Origin of the sequence: Rahnella sp. BIGb0236 (assembly GCF_004364755.1) — a bacterium.
GTDB classification, from domain to species: domain Bacteria; phylum Pseudomonadota; class Gammaproteobacteria; order Enterobacterales; family Enterobacteriaceae; genus Rahnella; species Rahnella victoriana.
This window is the reverse complement of sequence record NZ_SOAO01000002.1, coordinates 94,948-117,908: the sequence shown is the minus strand read 5'-3', so window position 1 is coordinate 117,908 and position 22,961 is coordinate 94,948. Positions and strand designations below refer to the sequence as shown.

The window sequence follows — 22,961 nt, the reverse complement described above, 5'->3', positions numbered from 1 at the left end:
TTTTTAAATAACACCCTCTTGCGTTGAAATAACACCTCTGCTGACAGGGTATTTAACATCATTGCTATTTACAGGGTTAAACGGAATTATCGTGAATATGCGCTGTGCTATAACTGATAACCTGTGCTTTATATTCAATCTATTGATTATCAACCATAATTTTGTAGATCCTTTCCAAATCGTCCAGTTCGTTGACGCGGATTAATAATTTTTTTTGTTCTAATTCAAATACCAGAATGCCGTCTTCTGAAAGATTCATACTGCGGATGCGGTCATAGGTGATGAAGGTATTGGCGAAATAAAAACCCTGCGGTTTGAAGAGCATTTTTGGCCAGCGAATAAAAGAAAGATAGAAAGCAATCAGCGCCAGACCGATCAGCAAATAATTGGTAATAACGGTGCCATTCGCATGGATATTGTTATAAAGCAGAATCGCCAGAAGGCCGATGAAGATAATCGAATCGAGCCGGTTGCGGCGGCGCAGGTTTACCCGCAGACGCGTTTTGCCATTTCGGGTGCCCATGATGAACTCATCGTAGATGGCGTAGGCAAGCAACAGGAGAGTGAAAAGGGCGAGGACGATATCAGTAACAGACATGAAAACTCCAGCTAACAGCCATCAGGCAAAGCAAGGTAAAAATCAGCAAAAGACAAACGACAGAAACAAAAAAGCCGGGGAAAATTTCCCCGGCTTCAGAGGTTATCAGAGACCCAGCAGGCCAATCCAGTAACCGAAGATACCGATGGCGAAGAAGCCAACGATGATCCACAACGCATTCACTTTCTTACGCAACAGCCACATACAACCGAAGGTCAGCAGCAACGGTACCAGACCCGGCATCAGCTGATCCAGAATGGTCTGGACGGTAGTGACGGTGGTATGGCCGGTCTGATCGGTGATTTTCGACACCACCAGCGGAATGTTAACGTGCGTCCATTTATTAACCAGTGCCCCCATGACAAAGAGGCCGAGAATTGACGCCCCCTCGGTCAGTTTTTGCAGGAAGCCGCCGCCCATATCGTTAACGATATCGACACCTTTTTTGTAGCCATAAGACACGCCGTAGTAGCGGGTCAGCAAGCGTACAAGGTTAAACAGAACGAAGAACAGCAACGGACCCAGCAGGCTGCCGGTCATCGCGATACCCGCACCCAGTGCAGCAAACACCGGACGTACAGTACCCCAGAAGATCGGGTCACCCACACCGGCCAGAGGCCCCATCAGACCGACTTTCAGGCCGTTGATGGCCGCGTCGTCGATAGGTGCGCCGTTGGCACGCTGTTCTTCCATCGCCAGCGTTACACCCAGTACCGGGGCTGCAACGTAAGGATGGGTGTTAAAGAATTCCAGGTGGCGTTTGATGGCCGCTTTGCGATCGTCGTTATTTTCAGGGTAGAGACGACGAATGGCAGGCACCATACAGTAGCAGAAGCCAAGCGCCTGCATACGTTCGAAGTTCCATGACCCCTGGAAAAGGTTGGAGCGCATAAACACACCGCGAATATCGCTGGCCGTGAGTTTTTTAACTGCAGTTTGATCAACCATGTCCTTCACCCTTAATCCAATTCGTTGTCGAGATCGTTAACACCCGGTGCAGCCGCTGCTTGCGCAGACTTGTTGTATTTCGGGCTCAACTGGATGTAGAGAACTGCCATCACCACACCAATCACACCCAGGGCAACCAGGTTGAAGTTGGTGAATGCAGCGGTCACGAAACCGAGGTAGAAGAACGGCATCAGGTAGCCAGCACGCATCATGTTAATGACCATGGCGTAACCAACCACGACGATCATACCACCGGCGATGTTCAGACCGTTGGTGACCACTTCAGGGATAGAGGCCAGCAGATCATGAACGATGGCAGTACCGACAGAAACGGCAACAATCACGGCAGGGATAGCAATACGCATTGCCTGCAGAACCAGCGCCGAAACGTGGATCCAGCTGATCGCGCTCAGATTACCTTTTTCAGCGGCCTTATCGGCTGCGTGCTGGAAGGCAACGGTAATGGTACGAACGATGATGGTTAACACCTGGCCTGCGGCTGCCAGAGGAATAGCCAGTGCGATACCGGCACCGACAGACTGTCCGCCTGCGATAACCAGAATGGTGGAGATGATAGAGGCGAGGGCGGCATCCGGGGCAACAGCGGCACCGATGTTCATCCAGCCAAGCGCGATCATTTCCAGAGTACCCCCGATGATGATCCCGGTTTTCACATCACCAAGAACAAAACCGATCAAAGTACAGGCAACTAACGGACGGTGAAACTGAAATTCATCCAGGATCGAACCCATCCCGGCAATACATGCAACAATAAATATCAGCACAATTTGTAGTGTGGTGATCTCCATTGCACTTCTCCTATGACCAAAGGACGCTGAGTATAAACAGGCACATCAGACAGATAACGTTGAGGGAATCTGCAAAACGCGATGCACTTATTAATTCATCTTATTAATGAGATCCATCATCTTGAGGCGTGAGTCAGTAGAGACTTTACGCACTTCAAGTTCGATACCTTTTTCGTTCAGTTTACGGAACGCTTCGATATCTTTTTCGTCGACCGACACGGCGTTATTGACCTGTGTTTTGCCCTGACGGAATGCCATACCACCGATATTGACGGAGGTAATGTTCACGCCACCCTCAACCAGACGCAGAACGTCAGTCGGGTTAGTGAACAGGAACATGACGCGGTCGCCAGCGTATTTAGGGTTATCCCAGACACGGATAGCTTTCGCGACGTCGACGACGTGTGCGGTAACACCAGGAGGAGCAACCTGAGTCAGCAACGTTTTACGCACGGTATCGGCAGCCACTTCGTCGCTGACAACAATAATGCGGGTCACGTTGGTTTCTTTGGTCCAGCGGGTCGCGACCTGGCCATGAATCAAACGGTCATCGATACGGGCGAGGCCGATTTTCATATGGTCGTTCGGACCGGCAGGTTTAGCCGGGGCGGCTGCTTTTGGCGCAGGGGCGGCAACAGGGGCCTGGGCAGCAGGTTCAGGGGCTTTCAGCGCCTTCACGCCAATGCGACCTGTTTCTACAGCAATGCCAACCAGTTCCGCGAAGGAAGGATTGTCATCACGTGCCATGAAAGTCTCTGCCAGCATCGGGATGTTTACACCGGTGACAACTTCGTAATTTTCCTTATCGACAACAATACGGCTGGCGGCATTAAACGGGCTGCCACCCCAGGTGTCGACCAGGAAAAGGACGCCGCTGCTGGTGTCTAAACCACCCAACTTTGCCGTGTACTTTTCGATCAGGGTTTCGGCGTTCTCGCCGGGAACGAAATCAATAAAGGCGACATTATCCTGTTCACCTAAAATCATTTCCGCTGTTTTCAGCAACTGCTCAGCTGCTGACCCGTGCGTGCCGATGATAATAGCAATACTCACTCGCTACCTCCTCTGTTAACTCTTGGAAAGAGTTATGCACATAAGTAATGGTGCTGATGATATCCGCCCGTTTTTATTCCTGAGGCGGACAGGGCACTCCCTGCGTACTAGCATTCCTTAATTTCTGATAAGACTGCGAAACAGTAAAGTGGCAGAACCTCAACAGGTTGTACGACGTGATTTATTTTAGTGTGCGAAAAAATAATTTTTGTGACGACTGTCCGTTATTGAACGACGTATTGTGAATACGCTTTCACACCGCACAATAAAACAGCATAGATGTTTCAAAATGATGCTGAAGGTAAAAAAACACACTTTCTTCAAATAATCATTCCTGATAGAGTGATTTTCCGAATCATTGAACAGGAGTACCGGGCCTCAGCCCTCCCTATGGACTGTCACCGACGTCACTATTCTTCGCTTTTCACCTTCACGATCCCCGGCAAATCTGCCCCAATGGGCCTGATTTCTGCCGCACTGAAACCGCTTTCATCCGCTGAATTTGCAGCTCATACCCCCGGACGGTCATCTGACAGCCTGGCGTATCGCGTTTTTGTGCGTCTTTTTTCTATCACTCATTGCGGAGTCTGACATGGAATTTTTGATGGACCCTTCAATCTGGGTCGGTTTGCTGACACTTGTCGTGCTGGAAATTGTTCTGGGCATCGACAACCTGGTATTTATTGCGATTCTTGCCGATAAACTGCCGCCGAAACAGCGTGATAAAGCCCGTATCATCGGCCTTTCACTGGCGCTGTTCATGCGTTTAGGCTTGCTGTCGCTGATCTCGTGGATGGTCAAACTGACCACGCCGCTGTTCAGTATTGCGCAGTTCAGCTTCTCAGGCCGTGATCTGATCTTACTGGTCGGGGGGATATTCCTGCTGTTCAAAGCCACCACCGAACTGCACGAACGGCTGGAAGGGCATGATGAGCATGGCGCACCGAACCGCGGCTACGCCAGTTTCTGGGCCGTCGTGGCGCAGATTGTGGTGCTCGACGCCGTCTTCTCTCTCGATGCGGTGATCACCGCCGTCGGCATGGTGAACAATCTGGCTGTCATGATGACCGCCGTGGTGATTGCCATGGGAGTGATGCTGCTGGCGTCGAAATCGCTGACGCGGTTTGTGAACAATCATCCGACCGTGGTGGTGCTGTGTCTCAGTTTCCTGCTGATGATTGGTCTGAGCCTGATCGCGGAAGGTTTCGGTTTTCACATTCCGAAAGGCTATCTGTACGCGGCGATTGGCTTCTCGATTCTGATTGAATTGTTCAACCAGATTGCGCGCCGTAATTTCCTGAAAAGTCAGTCCAGCCGTCCGATGCGTGAGCGTACCGCCGAGGCGATTCAGCGACTGATGGGCGGGAAACGCCAGAATGAGCATGAAGATGAACCTGCGGGCGTGGTATTGCCTGCCGGTGAAACCTTCGCAGAAGAAGAACGTCACATGATCACCGGGGTGCTGACGCTGGCCTCACGTTCACTGCGCAGCATCATGACGCCGCGCACCGAGATTTCGTGGGTCGACTGTGAAAAGTCTCCGGCAGAAATCCGCAGTCAGCTGCTGGATACGCCGCACAGCCTGTTCCCGATCTGCCGTCATTCGCTGGATGATGTGATCGGTGTGGTGCGGGCGAAAGATCTGCTGGTGGCGCTGGAAATGGGTGAAAGCATTGTGGCGTTTGCTGAAAAAACGCCGCCGATTGTGGTGCCGGAAACCATGGATGTCATCAATCTGCTGGCGGTTCTGCGCAAGGCGAAAGGCCGTCTGGTGGTGGTCAGCAACGAGTTTGGTGTGATTCAGGGGCTGGTGACGCCGCTGGACGTTCTTGAAGCCATCGCAGGGGAATTCCCTGACGAAGATGAAACGCCGGACGTTGTGGCGGATGGCGATGCGTGGATTGCCAAAGGCGGGACCGATTTACACCTGTTGCAGCAAATCCTCGACGTCAAAACGCTGGTCAATCCTGACGACGATTTTGCCTCACTTGCCGGTCTGTTGCTGTCAAAATCAGGTCAGATGCCGGTTGCGGGCGAAGTGATCGAGATGGCGTCGCTGCACTTTGAGATCCTGGATGTGTCGGAATACCGCATTGAGCGCGTGCGCATTACGCGGATGAAGTCAGAAAACGAATGGGATGAAGACCAGTAACGGGGCTTTATTTCGGTATGTAAAACGGCGACTTCGGTCGCCGTTTTTTATGGTCATTTGCAGGGTTGAGGGAAAGCCGGTTTCCTGCCATCAGGCCAGATCCGGATTATCCTGCAACGGCATATTCTGGGTGGATTTCTTATAACGCTCCAGCCAGATCGGGAACACTTCGATGGGCATCGGACGGGCAAAATAATAGCCCTGCAAGGAATCGACCTTGCGTTTACGCAGATAATCCACCTGTTCGCGGGTTTCCACCCCTTCAGCAATCAGCTTCAGATTGAGGCGCTGCGCCAGCGTGATGATCGTATCCGTCACCGTCGCGTTGATGGCATCGGTACCAATCGACGCGGTAAAGGCCTGGTCAATTTTCAGCACGTCCGGATTCAGCGTCTTGAGATAACTCAGTGAACTGTGGCCGGTACCGAAATCGTCAATGGCCAGCAGAATGCCCATTTCTTTTAGCTGCGCAATCTCTGCCGCCCGCAACTCCTGCAAACGGGTCCGCTCGGTCAGCTCCAGCATCAGGGAAACCGAAGGCTGCGCTGGCAGCCAGAGCTGGCGAATATCGTCCACGATTTCCATATTATTAAAGTGCTGTGCCGCGACATTAATACTGACATAGAAACCCGGTGTGGCCGGAAACACGGCCAGATTCTCGGCAACGGTTCTGATGAGATAGCGCGTCAACGAGATGATCAAGCCATGTTGTTCCGCGAGCGGAATAAACACATCCGGCGAGACCCATTCCTGACGGCGGTTTTTCCAGCGCATCAGCGTTTCCACACCGATGCAGCGACCATCCGTGCTGTTAATGATCGGCTGGCAATAGACTTTAAATTCGCGGTGTGAAATACCGTGGCTGATCGGGTAGGCCAGACTGATACGGCTTCCCGAAAGCAGATACACCGCCGTAGCGGTCAGCAGACTGATCAGAAGCGACAGCGGCAGGTGTGAAAGCAGTTCTCCCCAGGCCAGCGTGCTGGCTTCTTCGCCGTAAATGGACACGGAAAAATCATATTTCTTCGATTGCGCACTCAGCAGCGGCGGTTGCGGCAGGGCGCTGTTGGTGACGATGGTATTTTTACCGTACTCGAGATTTTGCTTGCCGACATTTAACACAATGTGACTGGCGTAAGGTGGCTGGGGTTCGAGCAGGAAATTCGACAAAATCCCGATGTTATAAACAAACAGTTCACCGTTGAGGTTATCCGGCGTAGTCGGCTGCCAGAGCACCAGCGTCGGCGTGTCCACGCGGCTCCATTTCGACGCGCGAAGTTCAAGCTGGGTTTTACCCTGCGCCAGAGAAGGCAGGGTTTTACTGAAGCTCAGATCCAGCGTACCCACCAGGCTGGAACAGATGATTTTGCCGTCACTGACCAGGCTAATGGATCGCAACGTCTGCATGCGTGCGACGGTCTGCTGCATCACGGGTTGCAACGCCGCACAGCTGAGGGTTTGATCGACAGGAAGGGTTCTTCCCGCCGGGGAAGCAGGCTCAAGCAACTTTTCTAATTTTTCAACGGTGTGAATTGCCACGCGTTGTTGGTCTTCGGCAATGACCTGAGCTTGTTCGTAAATACGAATGCCAAGGGTCAGAAGCAGCGTACATATCCCCATTGCACTGGCGAGCGCAATGCGATAGTAGCGATACTTCGCCAGTCCGGTCTGGGAGAACAGCATCGTTCTAATCCTTTTATCCCGTATTAATGCAGGTCAAAATTATTATTTTTAAGGGGTTACCGGTGCGTGACAGCCATTAAATTATTATTGAGATTAGCTGTAAAACGCAGGGCGCTCTGAACGGGAAAAATCAGGCGGAAATCAGCATGCCGTACGTGCAGGGTAGAAAGCAAGTGTCACAACTATTATATCTTGATAATACAACAGGTTGTTGTTAGCGAAGGTTTTATTGCTGCCTGCTTCCCCCGTAATGGTATTTCCTGCGGTGGAGCGGTTAAAAAACACGCACCCTGATGCACCGCAGGAAAGCGACAAAATCAGTCGCACTGAACCTTGATTGCCAGACCACCGCGTGAGGTTTCACGGTATTTAGCGTTCATGTCTTTACCGGTTTCGTACATCGTCTCAATGACTTTATCCAGTGACACTCTTGGCTCGCTGGTGCGGCGTAACGCCATACGGGCGGCGTTAATGGCTTTCACTGACGCAATGGCATTGCGTTCGATGCATGGCACCTGAACCTGTCCGGCGACCGGGTCGCAGGTTAAACCCAGATTGTGTTCCATACCAATTTCAGCCGCGACGCAGACTTGCTCCGGGCTTCCGCCCAGCAGTTCCGTCAGACCCGCCGCCGCCATCGAACAGGCCACACCGACTTCGCCCTGACAACCGACTTCCGCACCGGAAATAGAGGCGTTCATTTTATACAGAATACCGATCGCGCCGGAGGTCAGGAAGTAACGCAGATAAATGTCCGGGCTGACCGACTGAATAAACTGATCGTAATAGGCCAGAACCGCCGGAACAATGCCGCACGCCCCGTTGGTTGGCGCGGTGACCACACGTCCGCCTGCGGCATTCTCTTCGTTAACTGCCAGCGCAAACATATTCACCCAGTCGATGACGTTCATCGGGTCGCTGGACAGTTTATCATTTGACACCAGCATCCGCCGCAGGGCAGAAGCACGACGCGGCACCCGCAGCGGACCGGGCAACACACCTTCGGTATTCAGGCCGCGATCGATACACGCTTGCATGGTGTGCCAGATCTTCTCGAAATACTGCTCGATGTCCTGTTTGCTGTGCTGAGCCAGCTCGTTTTTCATCACCAGACCGGATAATGACAGCCCGGTTTCCTTACATTTTGCCAGCATTTCACTGGCCGAATTAAAGCTGTACGGCACGGTCACTTCGTCGAGTACCGGCTGGCCGAAATGCTCGTCATCAACAATAAAACCGCCGCCGACAGAGTAATACGTCTTGCTGTAAATCATCTTGTCGCCCGCGAAGGCGTGGATTTGCATGGCGTTCTCGTGACGCGGCAAATTCTCCCCGCGAAATACCATGCCGGTATCGCGTGGGAAATCGACTTCGTGCTGGGTTGTGCCCAACGGCAGGCGCTCACGTTGCTCAACGTCGCGGATAAAATGGGGAATGCCGTCAATGTCGACGGTGTCTGGCTGGTTACCCGCCAGGCCTAAAATAATGGCGATATCTGTGTGGTGGCCTTTGCCTGTCAGGGACAAAGAACCAAAAACGTCCACGGCGACACGCGTAACGGCAGGCATCATGCCCTTTTCCAGCAGGTCATCAGCGAACTGTTTCCCTGCTTTCATCGGGCCCAAAGTATGGGAACTGGAAGGGCCAATCCCGACCTTGAACATGTCGAAAACGCTAATCACGTCGAATACTCCTGTAATAGATTGCGGCAGGGAACGGGATCCCTGGCTTCCATAAATGAACGACCGCGAGATTTCGTCTTTATGGACGGCTCTCTTGTTCTTATGGATAGACTTATAGTTTAAAAGGGCTGAGAGGCAAAAGTTTCATTTTTCGCATGAAATAAACTTATTTGATGCAAAAGTGTGATCGCTATGTAATCAGAGCGCTCAGACTTCGACCTGTCCGGCGAGCTGGCGGATGATAGCGGCGGTGAGACCCCAGACAAATTGCTGCTGATACCAGGACAAATAAACGCGGTGATGAATGCCCCTGCGATGAATATCAAGCGGGTGATAACGAGCCAGATCAAAAGCTTCACGCAGCGGCATTTCAAATAACTCGGCGACTTCGTCTTCAGCCGGATGCAGCGGCGCATCGACGGGTAACAGCCCTACTACCGGTGTGACCCGAAAACCGCTGCTGCTATCCTGCGGCGAAAGTGTGCCTAATACATAAACCTGTTCAGGCGGAATGGCGACTTCTTCCTGCGCTTCACGCAAGGCCGTGGCGATAATCGACGCATCAGAAGCATCCGCCGCGCCGCCGGGAAAGGCGACTTGTCCCGCGTGTTTGCGCAGCTGATCTGATCGGCGTGTCAGTAACAGCGTAGGTTCGGGGCGGCATATGATCGGGATCAGCACCGCAGCGTGACGGGTTCCGCGCAGCGCCGGTGCGGGCTGGCGAGGTTGCTGCAACTGAAAGCGCAATATGAAATCTTCAACAGCGGGGGAAAGTGTCTGAATTGGCGCATGTTGTTCCAGCAAAGTCACGATGATGTTTCTCCTAACTGAGGCAGAATTCGGGCAATCTTATCAAAAGTTTCCTGATATTCTGCCTGTTCCTGACTGTCCGCCACAATCCCGCCGCCTGCCCAGCAATGAATTTTTCCCTGCGACGTGAGTAACGTGCGGATGGTGATGTTACTGTCCATGGTGCCGCAAAAGCTGATATACGCGATGCTGCCGCAATAGCCGTTGCGGCGATGTGGCTCGAGTTCTTCGATGATTTCCATTGCACGCACTTTCGGTGCGCCGGTAATGGAACCGCCGGGGAAACAGGCGCGTAACAAGGCCGCAGGATGGCACTCTTGCGGTAACTGCGCAGTGATGGTGCTGACCAGATGATGCACCGCCGGAAACGGCTCTACCACAAACAGTTCCGGCACGCGCACGCTGCCGGGCACGGCGACGCGCCCGATATCATTACGCAGCAAATCGACAATCATCAGGTTCTCGGCACGATCTTTCTCCGATCCTGCCAGCCTTTCTGCCTGTCGCGCATCTTCTGTCGGATCTTCGCAACGTGGCAGGGTGCCTTTAATCGGTCGTGTCTGAATCTGGTTTTCTTTGAGCCAGATAAAACGCTCCGGCGACAGACTGAGAACGGTGTTTTGCGGCAGACGCAGAAATGCCGAGAAGGGCGCACGGTTGGCCTGATTCAGACGCAGAAAAGCCTGCCATTCATCGCCGTCGTACTGCGTGGAAAAACGTTGCGCCAGATTGATCTGATAACAATCGCCGTCGCGGATATATTCCTGAATCTGCCTGAACTTTTGCCCGTATTCTTCGCGGCTCATATTCGCCTGCCACGGCGCATTCAGCCGGAAAGGCGCTGACGAAGAGCGGATTTTCTGATGCTCATCAAGCCAGCGCAAACGTGCAGAAATATCGCCATGACAAATCAATGTTAAACGCTGCAAATGATGATCGGCGATCAGCGCCCAGTCATAAATCCCGACAGCCATATCGGGCAACTCAATATCGCGTATCGCGATTTGTGGCAGATCCTCAACGCGACGGCCTAAATCATAGCCGAACAGCCCGAGAGCGCCGCCGAGAAACGGAAAGTCAGGCAAGCTTTCTGCGTGTAATCCGCAAGCAGTCAGTTGCTCTTCAAGCAAGGCGAAGGGATCGTCCTGCCGGCATTGTTCCACGCCATTTTTTTCAATCTGCGTCAGCCCGCCACGGGTGGTCAATGTTATCAGCGGATCCGCCACCAGAATATCGAAACGGTTATGCTGATGCTGTGCTGCACCTGAGTGTAAAAGCATCGCCCAGGGCAGGGCGGAAAGCGGTGTGAAGCGCTCTGTCAGTGCATCTGGATGATAAGGTAAGGAGTGAAAAACAACGGACTGGGTGGCTTGCATGGCAGGTATAAGCTTCTCTGGCGCGATGACGTATTTTAGGCCGATCCTAACACAGAACTGAGGGGCTGAAAGCAGCGCAGGCGATTTGCCTTATTTAGGCGTATACTGTGCAACCCCGCCTTGCGCGGGCTTTATTTATCACCAGTACAACAGGACACTCCCATGCTGACAGGTATGCCTTCATTATCACATCATGAACAAGAACAGGCCGCCGATCGTATCCGCCAGTTAATGGAAAACGGCATGAGCAGCGGCGAAGCCATTGCGACCGTTGCAGAAGAAATCCGCGAAACGCATAAAGGCGACCGCGTAACCGTCATTTTTGATGACGAAGACGAATAAAACTGACTGACGGTTTGCGTCACTGCTTGCGTCATGACAAAGAAAAACCGGACCCTTTTCAGGCGTCCGGTTTTTTTTCGTCTCAGCATTCTGAATCGTCTAGCCTTTAACAACCACAGCAGCGGCCGCTTTTTTCGCCTGTTCCACGGCGTCTTCAACATTGTCTGCAATCGCCAGCGCCACACCCAGACGACGTTTGCCACTGATTTCCGGCTTGCCGAACAGACGAACCTGATTGTAGCCCGTCAGCGCATTTTCCAGACCGCTGAACGTGACGTTATTGCTGGTCAGTTCCGGCAGAATCACGGCAGATGCAGAAGGGCCGAACTGGCGGATTTTACCTACAGGAAGGCCGAGGAACGCGCGTACATGCAGAGCAAACTCGGACAGATCCTGAGAAATCAGCGTCACCATACCGGTGTCGTGCGGGCGAGGGGAGACTTCGCTGAAAATCACTTCGTCGCCGCACACGAACAGCTCAACGCCGAACAGGCCTTTGCCGCCCAGCGCTTTCACCACTTTCTCCGCGATGTCTTTTGCACGCTGCAATGCCAGCTCAGTCATCTGCTGTGGCTGCCAGGATTCGCGGTAATCGCCGTCTTCCTGACGGTGTCCGATTGGCGCGCAGAAATGAATGCCGTCAACGGCGCTGATGGTCAGCAAGGTGATTTCGAAATCAAACTTCACCAGTCCTTCAACAATCACGCGTCCGCCGCCTGCACGGCCGCCTTGCTGCGCGTAATCCCATGCGGTCTGTAACTGATCGGCGCTGCGGATCAGGCTCTGGCCTTTACCGGATGAGCTCATGACCGGCTTGATAATGCATGGATAACCGATGGCGTCGACGGCCTGACGGAAAGCCGCTTCATCATCAGCGAACTGATACGTCGATGTCGGTAATTTCAGGGTTTCAGCGGCCAGACGGCGAATGCCTTCGCGGTTCATGGTCAGGCGGGTCGCTTCAGCACAAGGCACCACGTTGTGGCCCTGTTTTTCCAGCTCAACCAGCATGCTGGTTGCGATGGCTTCGATTTCAGGCACGATAAAATCAGGGCGTTCACTTTCGATAACTGCTTTCAACGCGTCGCCGTCGAGCATATTAATCACATGACTGCGATGAGCGACCTGCATCGCCGGTGCATCGGCGTAGCGGTCAATGGCGATCACTTCCAGGCCAAGACGCTGACATTCGATGGCCACTTCTTTACCCAACTCGCCAGAGCCTAATAACATGACGCGGGTGGCGCCGGTGCGCAGTGCAGTACCAATGGTTAACATAGCTTCGTACCCAGATCTGTGGTGAGTGAAAACAGGAATTTCGGCGCGCAGTATATCTGAAATAAATGGCGACGAAAACGATTGCGTGGCACGTCAGGTAAAATTCTCTGTGCAACAAAACCGTGTTTTACAGGTTTTTTTTAGCCTGTTTTCTGCTGTTTAAGGCAGCCGGTGAGCGTCTCTGTTATCATTTAGCCAAACCATGGCGTCAGGCTTCCTGCCGCTGCCCCGATTTTTGCCTCACATAAAGAGTTATCGCCTTGAGCACGCATTCCTTTTCCGCCCTGACATTACCCGCTGAGCAACTTTCTAACCTGAATGAACTGGGTTACACCGAAATGACCCCGATTCAGGAAGCGTCGTTGCCCGCCATCCTGCTGGGTCAGGACGTCCGCGCCAAAGCCAAAACCGGCAGCGGTAAAACCGCCGCCTTCGGTATCGGTTTGCTGAACAGCATCACCGTTTCACAGTTTGTGGCGCAGGCTCTGGTCCTGTGTCCGACCCGCGAACTGGCCGATCAGGTCAGCAAAGAATTACGCCGTCTGGCTCGTTTTACCCAGAACATCAAAATCCTCACCCTTTGCGGGGGGCAGGCGATCGGGCCTCAGCTCGAATCACTGGTGCATCCGCCGCACATTGTGGTCGGTACGCCGGGACGTATTCAGGAGCATCTGCGCAAGGGCACGCTGAAACTGGACGAGCTGAAAGTGCTGGTGCTGGATGAAGCCGACCGCATGCTGGACATGGGCTTTAGCGAAGACATCGAAGATGTGGTGAGCTATACGCCGCAAAACCGCCAGACGCTGCTGTTCTCCGCGACCTATCCGGACGGCATCGAGCGCATCAGTTCCAAATTCCAGCGTCAGCCGCTGAAAGTGGAAATCGAAGGTGAAGACGACATTGCTGATATTCAGCAGATCTTCATCGAAGCCGGTAAGCAGCAACGTTTATCTCTGCTGGCTGCGGTGCTGTATCAGCATCAGCCGACCTCCTGCGTGGTGTTCTGTAACACCAAACGCGATTGTCAGGATGTCTGTGATGACCTGAAGGCAAAAGGCATCAGTGCGCTGGCGCTGAACGGTGACCTTGAACAGCGTGACCGCGACCGCGTGCTGGTGCGTTTCTCCAACGGCAGTTGCCGTGTGCTGGTGGCGACAGACGTGGCGGCGCGTGGACTGGACATCAAACAGTTAGGTCTGGTGATCAACTACGAACTCTCTTTCGATCCGGAAGTTCACGTTCACCGCGTGGGCCGTACCGGTCGCGCAGGGACGAGCGGTCTGGCGGTCAGCCTGGTGACGCCGCAGGAAATGCCGCGTGTGACCGCGCTGGAAGATTACACCCGCCAGCGGTTTACCTGGCAGCCCGCTGCACAGGCACTGGCCGCCGCGCCGGTGGCACTGGATCCTGAAATGGCGACCCTGTGCATTGACGGTGGCCGTAAAGCCAAAATCCGTCCCGGTGATATTCTGGGCGCGCTGACCGGTGATGCCGGGCTGACCGCCGCTGAAGTCGGTAAAATCGATATGTTCCCGGTGCATGCTTATGTGGCGATCCGCCAGAAAAGCGCGAAGAAAGCACTGCAACGTTTGCAGGAAGGGAAAATCAAAGGCAAGAATTGCAAAGCCATTATCCTGCGCTGACAGATTTTCTTTTCGCTTTGCGTTGAACGTCATATTGTTAATGTTGTGTTATTGCCTTGTTGAGGATTATATTATCTGACGCAGGTGATGACCTTATTTTGAGTAGGGATATTGTCCGGTAAGGTCAACTCAATGAACGACAAAGACAGGAAGACGAACGATGAAAAAGATAATCTTAGGCGTTGTGATGGCAGTAGCAGGAATGAGCGGACTGAGCCAGGTCGCGCAGGCTGATGATGCGGAAGTCAGAACGGCCACCATCACGCCATGCTCCACGGCCACCAAAGATGATGTGGCGGCGCTGGTCAAACGTGATTTCCTGCAAAACCGCATCCCGCGCTGGGATGCGGATAAAAAAGTGCTCGGCACGTCGACACCGGTGGCCTGGGTGGTGACGGACAGCATCAGCGGCGATAACGCCCGATGGAATATCCCGCTGAAAGTGCGTGGCGATCACACCGATAAAACCTATCAGGTAAGCCTCAACTGCCAGATCGGCGAAATCAGCTACAGCGCACCGGTATAAACGTCCGACGGCGTCCGTTATCCCTTAGCGGACGCATTATTTCCCCGCATTGACGTCTCTTGGTTTCCCTGTCTAAACCTGTCACTCTTGTCACACCGCAAAGAGGACAAAGAGATCCCGAGATGATGACACCTCCAAAGGCTGAAAAACGCCCGCAAATCCTGAGTGCACACGGCGATAACCGCGTCGATAATTACTACTGGCTGCGTGACGATGACCGCGCCGATCCTCAGGTTCTGGCTTATCTGACCGCTGAAAACGAATTTACCGCACAGGCCATGCAGCCACATCAGGCGCTGCGCGAAACCCTGTACGGCGAAATGGTCGCGCGTATCGCGCAGCAGGATCATTCCGTTCCTTACGTGAAGCATGGTTACCGCTATCAGACCCGCTATGAGCCGGGCAACGAATACGCCATCTATCTGCGCCAGCCAGCCGCTGAACAGGAGCACTGGAGCACGCTGGTTGACGGTAATGAACGCGCCAAAGACAGCGAGTTTTACACGCTGGGCGGTCTGGATATCAGCCCGGATAATCAGCTAATGTCCGTGGCGGAAGATTTTCTTTCCCGCCGTCAGTACGACATCCGCATTAAAAAACTCGATGACGACACCTGGACTGACGATCTGCTGAAAAACACCTCCGGCAGCAGCGAATGGGCCAACGATTCGCAGACGCTGTATTACGTGCGCAAACACAAGAAAACCCTGCTGCCGTATCAGGTTTATCGTCACGTAGTCGGCACCGATCCGAAAACCGACAAGCTGGTGTATGAAGAGAAAGACGACACGTTTTACGTCGGGCTGGATAAAACCACGTCAGAAAAATACATCCTGATCCATCTCGACAGCACCACGACGTCGGAGATCCTGCTGCTGGATGCCGATGATCCGCAGGCCACACCGCAGGTGTTTCTCTCGCGTCGCAAAGACCATGAATATGCCCTCGATCATTACCTCGGGCATTTCTATATTCGCTCCAATAAAGACGGTAAAAACTTCGGCCTGTACAAAGGCGAGAATGGCACGGAAGCCAGCTGGCAGACGCTGATTGCACCGCGAATCGAAGTGATGCTCGAGGGTTTTAGTCTGTTCCGTGACTGGCTGGTGGTGGAAGAACGCCATCAGGGACTGACGCAGTTGCGCCAAATCCACTGGAAAACCGGTGAGGAAAAATCGCTGGCCTTTGATGACCCGACTTACACCACCTGGCTGGCCTACAACCCGGAACCGGATACCGCATTGCTGCGCTATGGGTATTCCTCCATGACCATGCCGAGCACGCTGTTTGAACTCGATCTGGATACCCATGACCGTACGTTGCTCAAACAGCAGGAAGTGAAAGATTTTGATGCGGCCAATTACCGCAGTGAACGTGTCTGGGTGACAGCACGCGATGGCGTGAAAGTGCCGGTGTCACTGGTCTACCGTCGCGAACTGTTTAAACCGAATGAAAATCCGTTGCTGGTGTACGGTTACGGTTCCTACGGCAGCAGTATGGATCCGGCATTCAGCGGCAGCCGTCTGAGTTTACTCGACCGGGGTTTTGTCTTTGCGCTGGCGCATATCCGCGGCGGGGCAGAATTAGGTCAGCAATGGTATGACGATGGCAAACTGTTCAATAAACTCAATACGTTCCATGATTTTATTGACGTGACCAAAGAACTGGTTGCTGAAGGCTATGGCGATGCCGGACAGGTGTATGCCATGGGCGGCAGTGCAGGTGGTTTGCTGATGGGGGCGATCATTAATCAGGCGCCGGAGCTGTATCACGGCATTGTGGCGCAGGTGCCGTTTGTTGACGTGGTGACCACCATGCTTGATGAATCTATTCCGCTGACCACCGGTGAATACGACGAGTGGGGCAATCCGAACGACAAAGCCTTTTACGATTACATGCTGCAATACAGCCCGTACGATCAGGTGCGTGCGCAGGCTTACCCGCATATGCTGGTGACCACCGGTCTGCATGATTCGCAGGTGCAATACTGGGAACCGGCCAAATGGGTGGCGAAATTACGTGAGCTGAAAACTGACGATAACCAGTTGCTGATGCATACCGATATGGATTCCGGCCACGGTGGCAAATCCGGTCGTTTCAAAGCCTACGAGGATATCGCGCTGGAATACGCCTTTGTGCTGGCGCTGGCGACGAAAAACTGAGTATCAGGCTTTTCCCCTGAATCATTCGAATGGCAGGCGGCAACAGAGCGAATCCCGATGAGCTGACAAAGGTCAGTGATTCGGGTGAGTCAACGCAGCCAATGCCCTATGATGTGAAGTATGACGGGGAAATAAAAAAACCCGCTCTCGGCGGGTTTGATCTACGAAGACCAGTGTTAAGCAGAAGCTTTCTTGGCTTTTTTATCAGCCTTTTTTTCGGCTGGTGTTTTCAATGGCTTTTTCTTCGCATTCTTTTTGCTATCCATTCCTTTACTCATAATTGCCTCTCTAAAGCGGGTGGATTGGGTTGCTCACCTATTTACTGCTTAATTCAGGTTAGTTGCAAGCACCTTCGTGTATCCCACAATACTTTACAGAGGAGTATCATTTCACCGGCTGGCATGAGATGCAATCAAATTGCGCGATAAGTATGCGAACGGCATGCAAAACAACGGTTTTTGGTGATAACCACTTGTTGTAAGTGGGCCAATGCGCTGTTATTAAGATGTAAGCACGTTTATCAATACACTGGCCGAATAGAACAGGAAATGTCATGCCAAAATTAAAAGGGTTATATCCGCCCCGGGAAGCGTATGCCAGCGGCATGCTTGATACGGGTGACGGTCACCAAATTTACTGGGAACGCAGCGGAAATCCGGAAGGCAAGCCAGCAGTATTCCTCCACGGCGGGCCGGGCGGCGGCTGTTCATCAGTACACCGCCAGTTGTTTGATCCTAATGATTATGACGTCATGTTGTTTGATCAGCGTGGCTGCGGACGTTCGATCCCGCACGCCAGCCTTGATAACAACACGACCTGGCATCTGGTCGAGGATATCGAGCGGTTGCGTAAAATGGCCGGTGTCGATAAATGGCTGGTGTTCGGGGGTTCGTGGGGGTCAACACTGGCGCTGGCCTACGCGGAAACCCATCCGGAACATGTCAGTGAACTGGTGCTGCGCGGTATCTTCACGCTGCGTAAGCAGGAACTGACCTGGTATTATCAGGATGGCGCATCGCGCTTTTTCCCGGAGAAATGGCAACGTATTTTGTCGATTCTGTCAGAGGAAGAACGTAAAGACGTGATCGCCGCTTATCGTGCGCGCCTGACGTCGGATGATCGTGCCGTTCAGCTCGAGGCCGCGAAAATCTGGAGCCTGTGGGAAGGGGAGACCGTCACACTTCTGCCTGCGGAAGGTTCGGCCTCCTTTGGTGAGGACAATTTCGCGCTGGCGTTTGCCCGCATCGAGAATCACTACTTTACGCATATGGGCTTTCTGGAAACAGACGACCAGTTGCTGAAAAATGTGGAACGCATCCGCCATATTCCGGCGGTCATTGTTCATGGTCGCTATGATATGGCCTGTCAGGTGCAAAACGCCTGGGATCTGGCGCAGGTCTGGCCGGAAGCCGAGCTGCACATTATTGAAGGGGCGGGGCACTCATTCGACGAACCCGGCATCCTCGATCAACTGATCCGCACCAATCAGCGTTTCGCCACCCGGCGCTGACGTTTCCGGTGACTCCCGCTTACTTTTGCTTCGGCTCATAAGGCAGGCGGGAGAACTTATGTGATTCCCCGCGATAGAACATCACCCGTTCACGAAAATAGGTGCGCAGATGCGCAGGCTGTTCGCGTTCTGCCATCTCAGCGACAACCGGCATGTTGTAGCGTTCCTTAAAGGCGACCGCTGAGGCGGCCAGATCGACGTTAATACGATCCATTTCTTCTTTGCTGATTTCAGCCAGATTAATGCTCATTACTGCTTCCCGATGACCTGTTTTGCCTCATTGTACCCGAGGCCGGCGTCAGCGTGAATGTTCGCTTTTTACTTTTGCCCAGATGCAGAAACAGAGAAGAATGAAGAAGTAATTAAGAGTAAATAAGAACTATTTCCAAATGCGAAGTGATAATTATATTCAACAAGATGATGTTGACGAATATTCTAAATAAGAATGATTCTTTTTAATATGCTCCTGCATGTTAATGATTATCATTGATATATATTGGTGGTATTTAAAAAGTGTTTTAAATCATAATGTTAAAATTATTTGTTATTTCAAGGAATATTAATGTGAATCGGGTGTGTTTATTTTGTGTTGATGCGGGCATAATGCGGATAAATAAATCAGCCCACCTGCCTTAATTTAATTTATGGAGCCGTGCCATGCTTAAAAAAGAAATGATCGATCAGCTTAACGAACAGCTGAACCTCGAGTTTTATTCTGCCAATTTATATTTGCAGATGAGTGCATGGTGCAGCGATAAAGGCTACGAAGGTGCCGCTGCTTTCCTGAAACAGCACTCCATGGAAGAAATGGACCACATGCATCGCCTGTTCAAATACGTCAGCGATACCGGCGCTTTGCCTTTGCTGGGCGCGATTGCTGCTCCGCCGGTTTCTTTCGAATCCCTGACGGATCTGTTTAAACAGACTTATGAACACGAACAGCTGATCACTCAGAAAATCAACGAGCTGGCTGATCTCTCCATGACGCTGAAAGATTACTCCTCCTTCAACTTCCTGCAGTGGTATGTGGCCGAGCAGCATGAAGAAGAGACGTTGTTCAAATCCGTTCTCGATAAACTGGCACTGGTCAGCAATACCGGTAACGGCTTGTTCTTCGTCGATAAAGATCTGAAAAACATGGTCGCACAAGCACCGGCAGGTTAATTTTCTGTTGTGTGAGCTTGCAAACAACGCAGAGTGCTTCGGCCTCTGCGTTTTTTATGTTTTTATGACAAACGTTTTCAGCGCGTTTGCGCTAAAGTGTCGGCGTTGTAAATTCATCAACAAGCAAGCCAAGGAAATATCGTGTTCAAAAAAACCACTTCTCTTTGCCGTGCCCTGGCAGTCTCAGCCGTTCTGCTGAGCGGATTTATCTCGCAACAAGCCTCTGCTCACGCCCATCTGAAAACCGAAACCCCGGCTGCGGATTCCGTGCTGACCGTCAGCCCGACCGAGCTTTCTCTGGGTTTCAGTGAAGGGATCGAGCCTAATTTCAGTAAAATTACCCTGACGGATGCACAGCAAAAAACCGTGAAAACCGGCAACATGACGCTGGCCGCCAATGACAATACGCAGGCGGTGCTGCCGCTGTCCGATGCGCTGAGCGCCGGGAAACATGTGGTTTCCTGGAGCGTGGTTTCTGTTGACGGTCATAAAACACACGGTCAGTACAGCTTTACCGTTAAATAAGCCATGAGCCTGACTGCGTTATTTGTGTTGTGCCGGTTCGTGCATTTTGCGTCGCTGATGCAGATTTTCGGCCTGAGTGTGTTTTGCTCGCTGCTGACGCCCGTGGGATTCTCGGCAATCTTGCTGCGAAAAAACCAGACACTGATGATTTGCTCAGGTCTGGTCGCTGCGGTGACCTCAGTCGGTATGCTGGCGATTCAGGCCGCGCTGATGGGGAACGGCTGGAGTGATGCGCTGAACCTGAATGTGTGGCTGCTGGTATTAACCACCGCCTTTGGCGACGTCTGGCGCTGGCATTTGTTGCTGACAGCTGTCCTGCTGCTGACGCTGCTGATGGACTGGCTGCCCGCGCGCAACCTGCTGGTTTTCCTGTGCTCGCTCGGTTTACTGATGAGTCAGGCGCTGATCGGCCACGCCGCGATGCATGAAGGGACGCTCGGGTTAATACAGCGGACCAATCATGTCGTGCATTTGCTCAGCGCAGCGTACTGGTTCGGATGCCTGCTGCCGTTACTGACCTGCATGGCATATACCCGACAGCCCGCTTTGCGGCCGTATGCGATTGCCACACTGATTCGTTTTTCAGTCTGGGGACACGCCGCCGTTGCGCTGGTGATCCTCACCGGTATCATCAACACGGCCATTATTTTGCAGCGCTGGCCGACGGATATGACGTCCCTTTACCAGTGCCTTCTGGTGATCAAAGGGGTCATGGTGGGGATGATGGCAGCGGTGGCGGTGTTTAACCGCTACCGGCTGGTGCCGTTAATGGGAAAAGATCCCGACCGTGCGCAACACGCTTTTATCATGATGACCTGGCTCGAATGGGGGCTGGCGCTGGGCGTTTTACTGCTGGTGAGTGTATTCGCCACACTGGCGCCGCGCTGAACGGATCATCTGAACAAGTATCAAGAATTTAATACCATCGAGGAAAAATCATGAGGAAAACACTGCTTGCCTGCGTGTTGCTGACCTTATCGGCCAGCAGCTTTGCGGCGCCCCAGCTTGAGACGATCAGCCGTTTGCAATACGGCAAAGCCTGGGCCTTTACCCGCGAAGAAGTCATGCTGCAATGCCGTCCCGGTAATGCGCTGTATGTGATCAACGACAGCACGCTGGCGCAATATCCTCTTAATGACGTCGCCAGAGAGCAGGTCAAAAACCATCAGGTTCAGGCCGTGCCGCTGGAGAAAATCTGGCTGGATGATCCGCAGAATCCGGGACAAAAAATGAGTCTCGCGCCATTTATTGCCAAAGCGCAGTCGCTCTGTTGAGTCGCCGTGCAGACGATAAATGACTGATGTTAATCCCATGTTTTGCGTATGTTGTCACACAATGAAAATAATACATCATTGTTATTATCACTATGTTTCAAACTGGGTGGAAATTAGTCATGCGTCGTCTACTCTTTAAGTTGTACGGCTTAACCGCCTGCATTAATGCCAACTTTTAGCGCACGGCTCTCTCCCAAGAGCCATTTCCCTAGACCGAATATAGGAATCGTATTCGGTCTTTTTTTTGACTGTTTTTAAAATCAACCACTTATAATAAAAACAATCACTTAGGCTATTCTCACTTACCCTCAATGTTACTCATTTGGATTCTCCATCGCCATTTTATCGCCACTGATTTGAGCCAGCGGATTCATGTAAATAGCGTCTTCCAGGTGATCGGGAGCGAAGTGTGCGTAACGCATCGTGACGCGGATATCTGAGTGCCCGAGGATGCGTTGCAGCACGATGATGTTGCCACCGGCCATCATGAAATGGCTGGCGAACGTATGCCGCAGAACGTGCGTCATCTGACCTTCCGGCAGTTCGATGCCGGCCAGCCTGATCACTCGATAAAACTGCTTATAGCAGGGTGAGAAGGGCGCGCCTTTACGGGCGATCAGTTCATCATAGAGGGGGCGGGCGAGGGGAACGGTGCGGTTCTTTTTACCTTTGGTATTGATGAAGGTGAGTTTGTAAGGGGAGAGCTGCGAGCTTTTGATTTTGGCGGCCTCATTCCAGCGTGCGCCGGTCGAAAGACAGAGTTTAACGATCAGCGTTAATTCATCATTCCCATGCTCTTCACAGGCCGCCATGAGCCGCAGAATTTGTTCCTGGCTCAGCCATGCCATTTCGCGTTCCGGCTGATCAAACTCGCGGATATTCTCGAGAGGGTTTGGCAGCGACCATTCCCCCAGGCGCTTCAGCTCGTTGAACACTGCCCTCAGAAAAGCGTGCTCACAGTTCACCGTGCCGGTTGAAACTTTTCGGGTCGCCAGACTGGTACTGTAGCCGTTATCAATCTCACCGCGCAGCCGCTGATCGCGATAATGCGCCCAGTCTCTCGGCGTGATTGTACTGGCTATCGGGTCACCCATTCCCGCGCTGATAATCTTCAGTTTGCCCAGCCGTCCCTTTTTATCATTCAGAGAGCAGCCGTGCAGGCTGTACCAGAGATCGACCAGCTCGCTCAGCTTCCGCCGGTCTTCCTTCTCGCCCAGCCACGGTTTGTTCTTTGCCTGATCCATGGTGTAAGTTTCAAAGGCAACGGCTTCACCTTTGGTATCAAACTGCCTGCGGCATCGCTTACCTCCACTCCCGTTCGGGTAGCACTCACATAACCATTTACCGGTAGACAGCTTTCTTACACTCATCACATCCTCCTTTTTGAGAATGTGAATATTACTGTATATAAAAACAGTGTAAATGT

Annotated in this window: 21 protein-coding genes; 10 read left to right on the top strand and 11 right to left on the bottom strand. The window is 52.5% G+C overall.

Going from position 1 to position 22,961, the window contains the following annotated elements; translation table 11 throughout:
• Positions 1 to 139: 139 nt before the first annotated feature.
• The 4 genes from EDF78_RS03950 to manX form a co-directional block, all read right to left on the bottom strand.
• Positions 140 to 598, bottom strand: a complete 459-nt coding sequence (locus tag EDF78_RS03950; protein ID WP_119826437.1) for a DUF986 family protein — start codon at positions 596 to 598, stop codon at positions 140 to 142.
• Positions 599 to 703: 105 nt separating this feature from the next.
• Positions 704 to 1,546: a PTS mannose transporter subunit IID gene (locus EDF78_RS03945; RefSeq protein ID WP_095921387.1), complete on the bottom strand. Its 843-nt coding sequence runs from the start codon at positions 1,544 to 1,546 to the stop codon at positions 704 to 706.
• An 11-nt stretch (positions 1,547 to 1,557) separates the two neighbouring features.
• The gene (locus tag EDF78_RS03940; protein WP_095921388.1) at positions 1,558 to 2,355 is read right to left on the bottom strand and encodes a PTS mannose/fructose/sorbose transporter subunit IIC; all 798 of its coding nucleotides are present in this window, start codon (positions 2,353 to 2,355) and stop codon (positions 1,558 to 1,560) included.
• Between the two features lie 90 nt (positions 2,356 to 2,445).
• Positions 2,446 to 3,408 (bottom strand): PTS mannose transporter subunit IIAB, encoded by a 963-nt coding sequence (manX, locus tag EDF78_RS03935; RefSeq protein WP_095921389.1) that lies wholly within the window; start codon positions 3,406 to 3,408, stop codon positions 2,446 to 2,448.
• A 592-nt stretch (positions 3,409 to 4,000) separates the two neighbouring features.
• Here manX and EDF78_RS03930 point away from each other — a divergent pair.
• Positions 4,001 to 5,560, top strand: a complete 1,560-nt coding sequence (locus EDF78_RS03930) for a TerC family protein (protein WP_133822623.1) — start codon at positions 4,001 to 4,003, stop codon at positions 5,558 to 5,560.
• Positions 5,561 to 5,650: 90 nt separating this feature from the next.
• Here EDF78_RS03930 and EDF78_RS03925 read toward each other — a convergent pair whose 3' ends face one another.
• From EDF78_RS03925 to pabB, 4 genes are all read right to left on the bottom strand, one after another.
• Positions 5,651 to 7,243 carry an EAL domain-containing protein gene (locus tag EDF78_RS03925; protein ID WP_095921391.1) on the bottom strand — a complete coding sequence of 531 codons (1,593 nt, stop codon included), beginning with the start codon at positions 7,241 to 7,243 and terminating at the stop codon, positions 5,651 to 5,653.
• A gap of 317 nt (positions 7,244 to 7,560) precedes the next feature.
• Complete coding sequence (locus tag EDF78_RS03920) at positions 7,561 to 8,925, bottom strand: L-serine ammonia-lyase (RefSeq protein ID WP_119826433.1); 1,365 nt, start codon at positions 8,923 to 8,925, stop codon at positions 7,561 to 7,563.
• A gap of 207 nt (positions 8,926 to 9,132) precedes the next feature.
• On the bottom strand, positions 9,133 to 9,735 hold the full coding sequence (locus EDF78_RS03915) for a CoA pyrophosphatase (RefSeq protein ID WP_133822622.1): 603 nt from the start codon (positions 9,733 to 9,735) through the stop codon (positions 9,133 to 9,135).
• Positions 9,732 to 11,111, bottom strand: coding sequence for an aminodeoxychorismate synthase component 1 (gene pabB / locus EDF78_RS03910; RefSeq protein WP_133822621.1), 1,380 nt, complete (start codon positions 11,109 to 11,111; stop codon positions 9,732 to 9,734). Before pabB ends, EDF78_RS03915 begins: the two co-directional genes overlap by 4 nt.
• 162 nt (positions 11,112 to 11,273) lie before the next feature.
• Here pabB and EDF78_RS03905 point away from each other — a divergent pair, with 162 nt between their 5' ends.
• On the top strand, positions 11,274 to 11,453 hold the full coding sequence (locus EDF78_RS03905) for a YoaH family protein (RefSeq protein ID WP_112291045.1): 180 nt from the start codon (positions 11,274 to 11,276) through the stop codon (positions 11,451 to 11,453).
• Positions 11,454 to 11,552: 99 nt separating this feature from the next.
• Here the strand turns inward: EDF78_RS03905 and purT are convergent, their stop codons facing one another.
• On the bottom strand, positions 11,553 to 12,731 hold the full coding sequence (gene purT / locus EDF78_RS03900; RefSeq protein WP_133822620.1) for a formate-dependent phosphoribosylglycinamide formyltransferase: 1,179 nt from the start codon (positions 12,729 to 12,731) through the stop codon (positions 11,553 to 11,555).
• Between the two features lie 260 nt (positions 12,732 to 12,991).
• Between purT and dbpA the strand changes: the two genes are divergently transcribed.
• The 4 genes from dbpA (at position 12,992) to pip (ending at position 18,572) form a co-directional block, all read left to right on the top strand.
• Positions 12,992 to 14,374, top strand: a complete 1,383-nt coding sequence (dbpA, locus tag EDF78_RS03895; RefSeq protein ID WP_131694450.1) for an ATP-dependent RNA helicase DbpA — start codon at positions 12,992 to 12,994, stop codon at positions 14,372 to 14,374.
• Positions 14,375 to 14,534: 160 nt separating this feature from the next.
• On the top strand, positions 14,535 to 14,900 hold the full coding sequence (gene yebF, locus EDF78_RS03890) for a protein YebF (protein ID WP_095921398.1): 366 nt from the start codon (positions 14,535 to 14,537) through the stop codon (positions 14,898 to 14,900).
• 122 nt (positions 14,901 to 15,022) lie between these two features.
• Positions 15,023 to 17,062, top strand: coding sequence for a prolyl oligopeptidase family serine peptidase (locus tag EDF78_RS03885; RefSeq protein ID WP_133822619.1), 2,040 nt, complete (start codon positions 15,023 to 15,025; stop codon positions 17,060 to 17,062).
• 553 nt (positions 17,063 to 17,615) lie between these two features.
• Positions 17,616 to 18,572 (top strand): prolyl aminopeptidase, encoded by a 957-nt coding sequence (gene pip, locus EDF78_RS03880; RefSeq protein WP_095921400.1) that lies wholly within the window; start codon positions 17,616 to 17,618, stop codon positions 18,570 to 18,572.
• Positions 18,573 to 18,591: 19 nt separating this feature from the next.
• On the opposite strand, the gene EDF78_RS03875 is transcribed toward pip, so the two are convergent.
• Positions 18,592 to 18,822: a DNA polymerase III subunit theta gene (locus tag EDF78_RS03875; protein ID WP_013576177.1), complete on the bottom strand. Its 231-nt coding sequence runs from the start codon at positions 18,820 to 18,822 to the stop codon at positions 18,592 to 18,594.
• 407 nt (positions 18,823 to 19,229) lie between these two features.
• Between EDF78_RS03875 and ftnA the strand changes: the two genes are divergently transcribed.
• From ftnA to EDF78_RS03855, 4 genes are all read left to right on the top strand, one after another.
• Entirely contained in the window at positions 19,230 to 19,736 is a 507-nt protein-coding gene (ftnA, locus tag EDF78_RS03870) for a non-heme ferritin (RefSeq protein ID WP_095921401.1), read from the top strand.
• Between the two features lie 174 nt (positions 19,737 to 19,910).
• Positions 19,911 to 20,261: a copper homeostasis periplasmic binding protein CopC gene (gene copC / locus EDF78_RS03865; protein WP_243839422.1), complete on the top strand. Its 351-nt coding sequence runs from the start codon at positions 19,911 to 19,913 to the stop codon at positions 20,259 to 20,261.
• Positions 20,262 to 20,264: 3 nt separating this feature from the next.
• Complete coding sequence (gene copD / locus EDF78_RS03860) at positions 20,265 to 21,149, top strand: copper homeostasis membrane protein CopD (protein WP_133822617.1); 885 nt, start codon at positions 20,265 to 20,267, stop codon at positions 21,147 to 21,149.
• Positions 21,150 to 21,199: 50 nt separating this feature from the next.
• Positions 21,200 to 21,535, top strand: a complete 336-nt coding sequence (locus tag EDF78_RS03855) for a YebY family protein (RefSeq protein ID WP_095921404.1) — start codon at positions 21,200 to 21,202, stop codon at positions 21,533 to 21,535.
• 314 nt (positions 21,536 to 21,849) lie between these two features.
• Here EDF78_RS03855 and EDF78_RS03850 read toward each other — a convergent pair whose 3' ends face one another.
• Positions 21,850 to 22,905, bottom strand: coding sequence for a tyrosine-type recombinase/integrase (locus EDF78_RS03850; protein WP_133822616.1), 1,056 nt, complete (start codon positions 22,903 to 22,905; stop codon positions 21,850 to 21,852).
• Between the last annotated feature and the right edge of the window lie 56 nt (positions 22,906 to 22,961).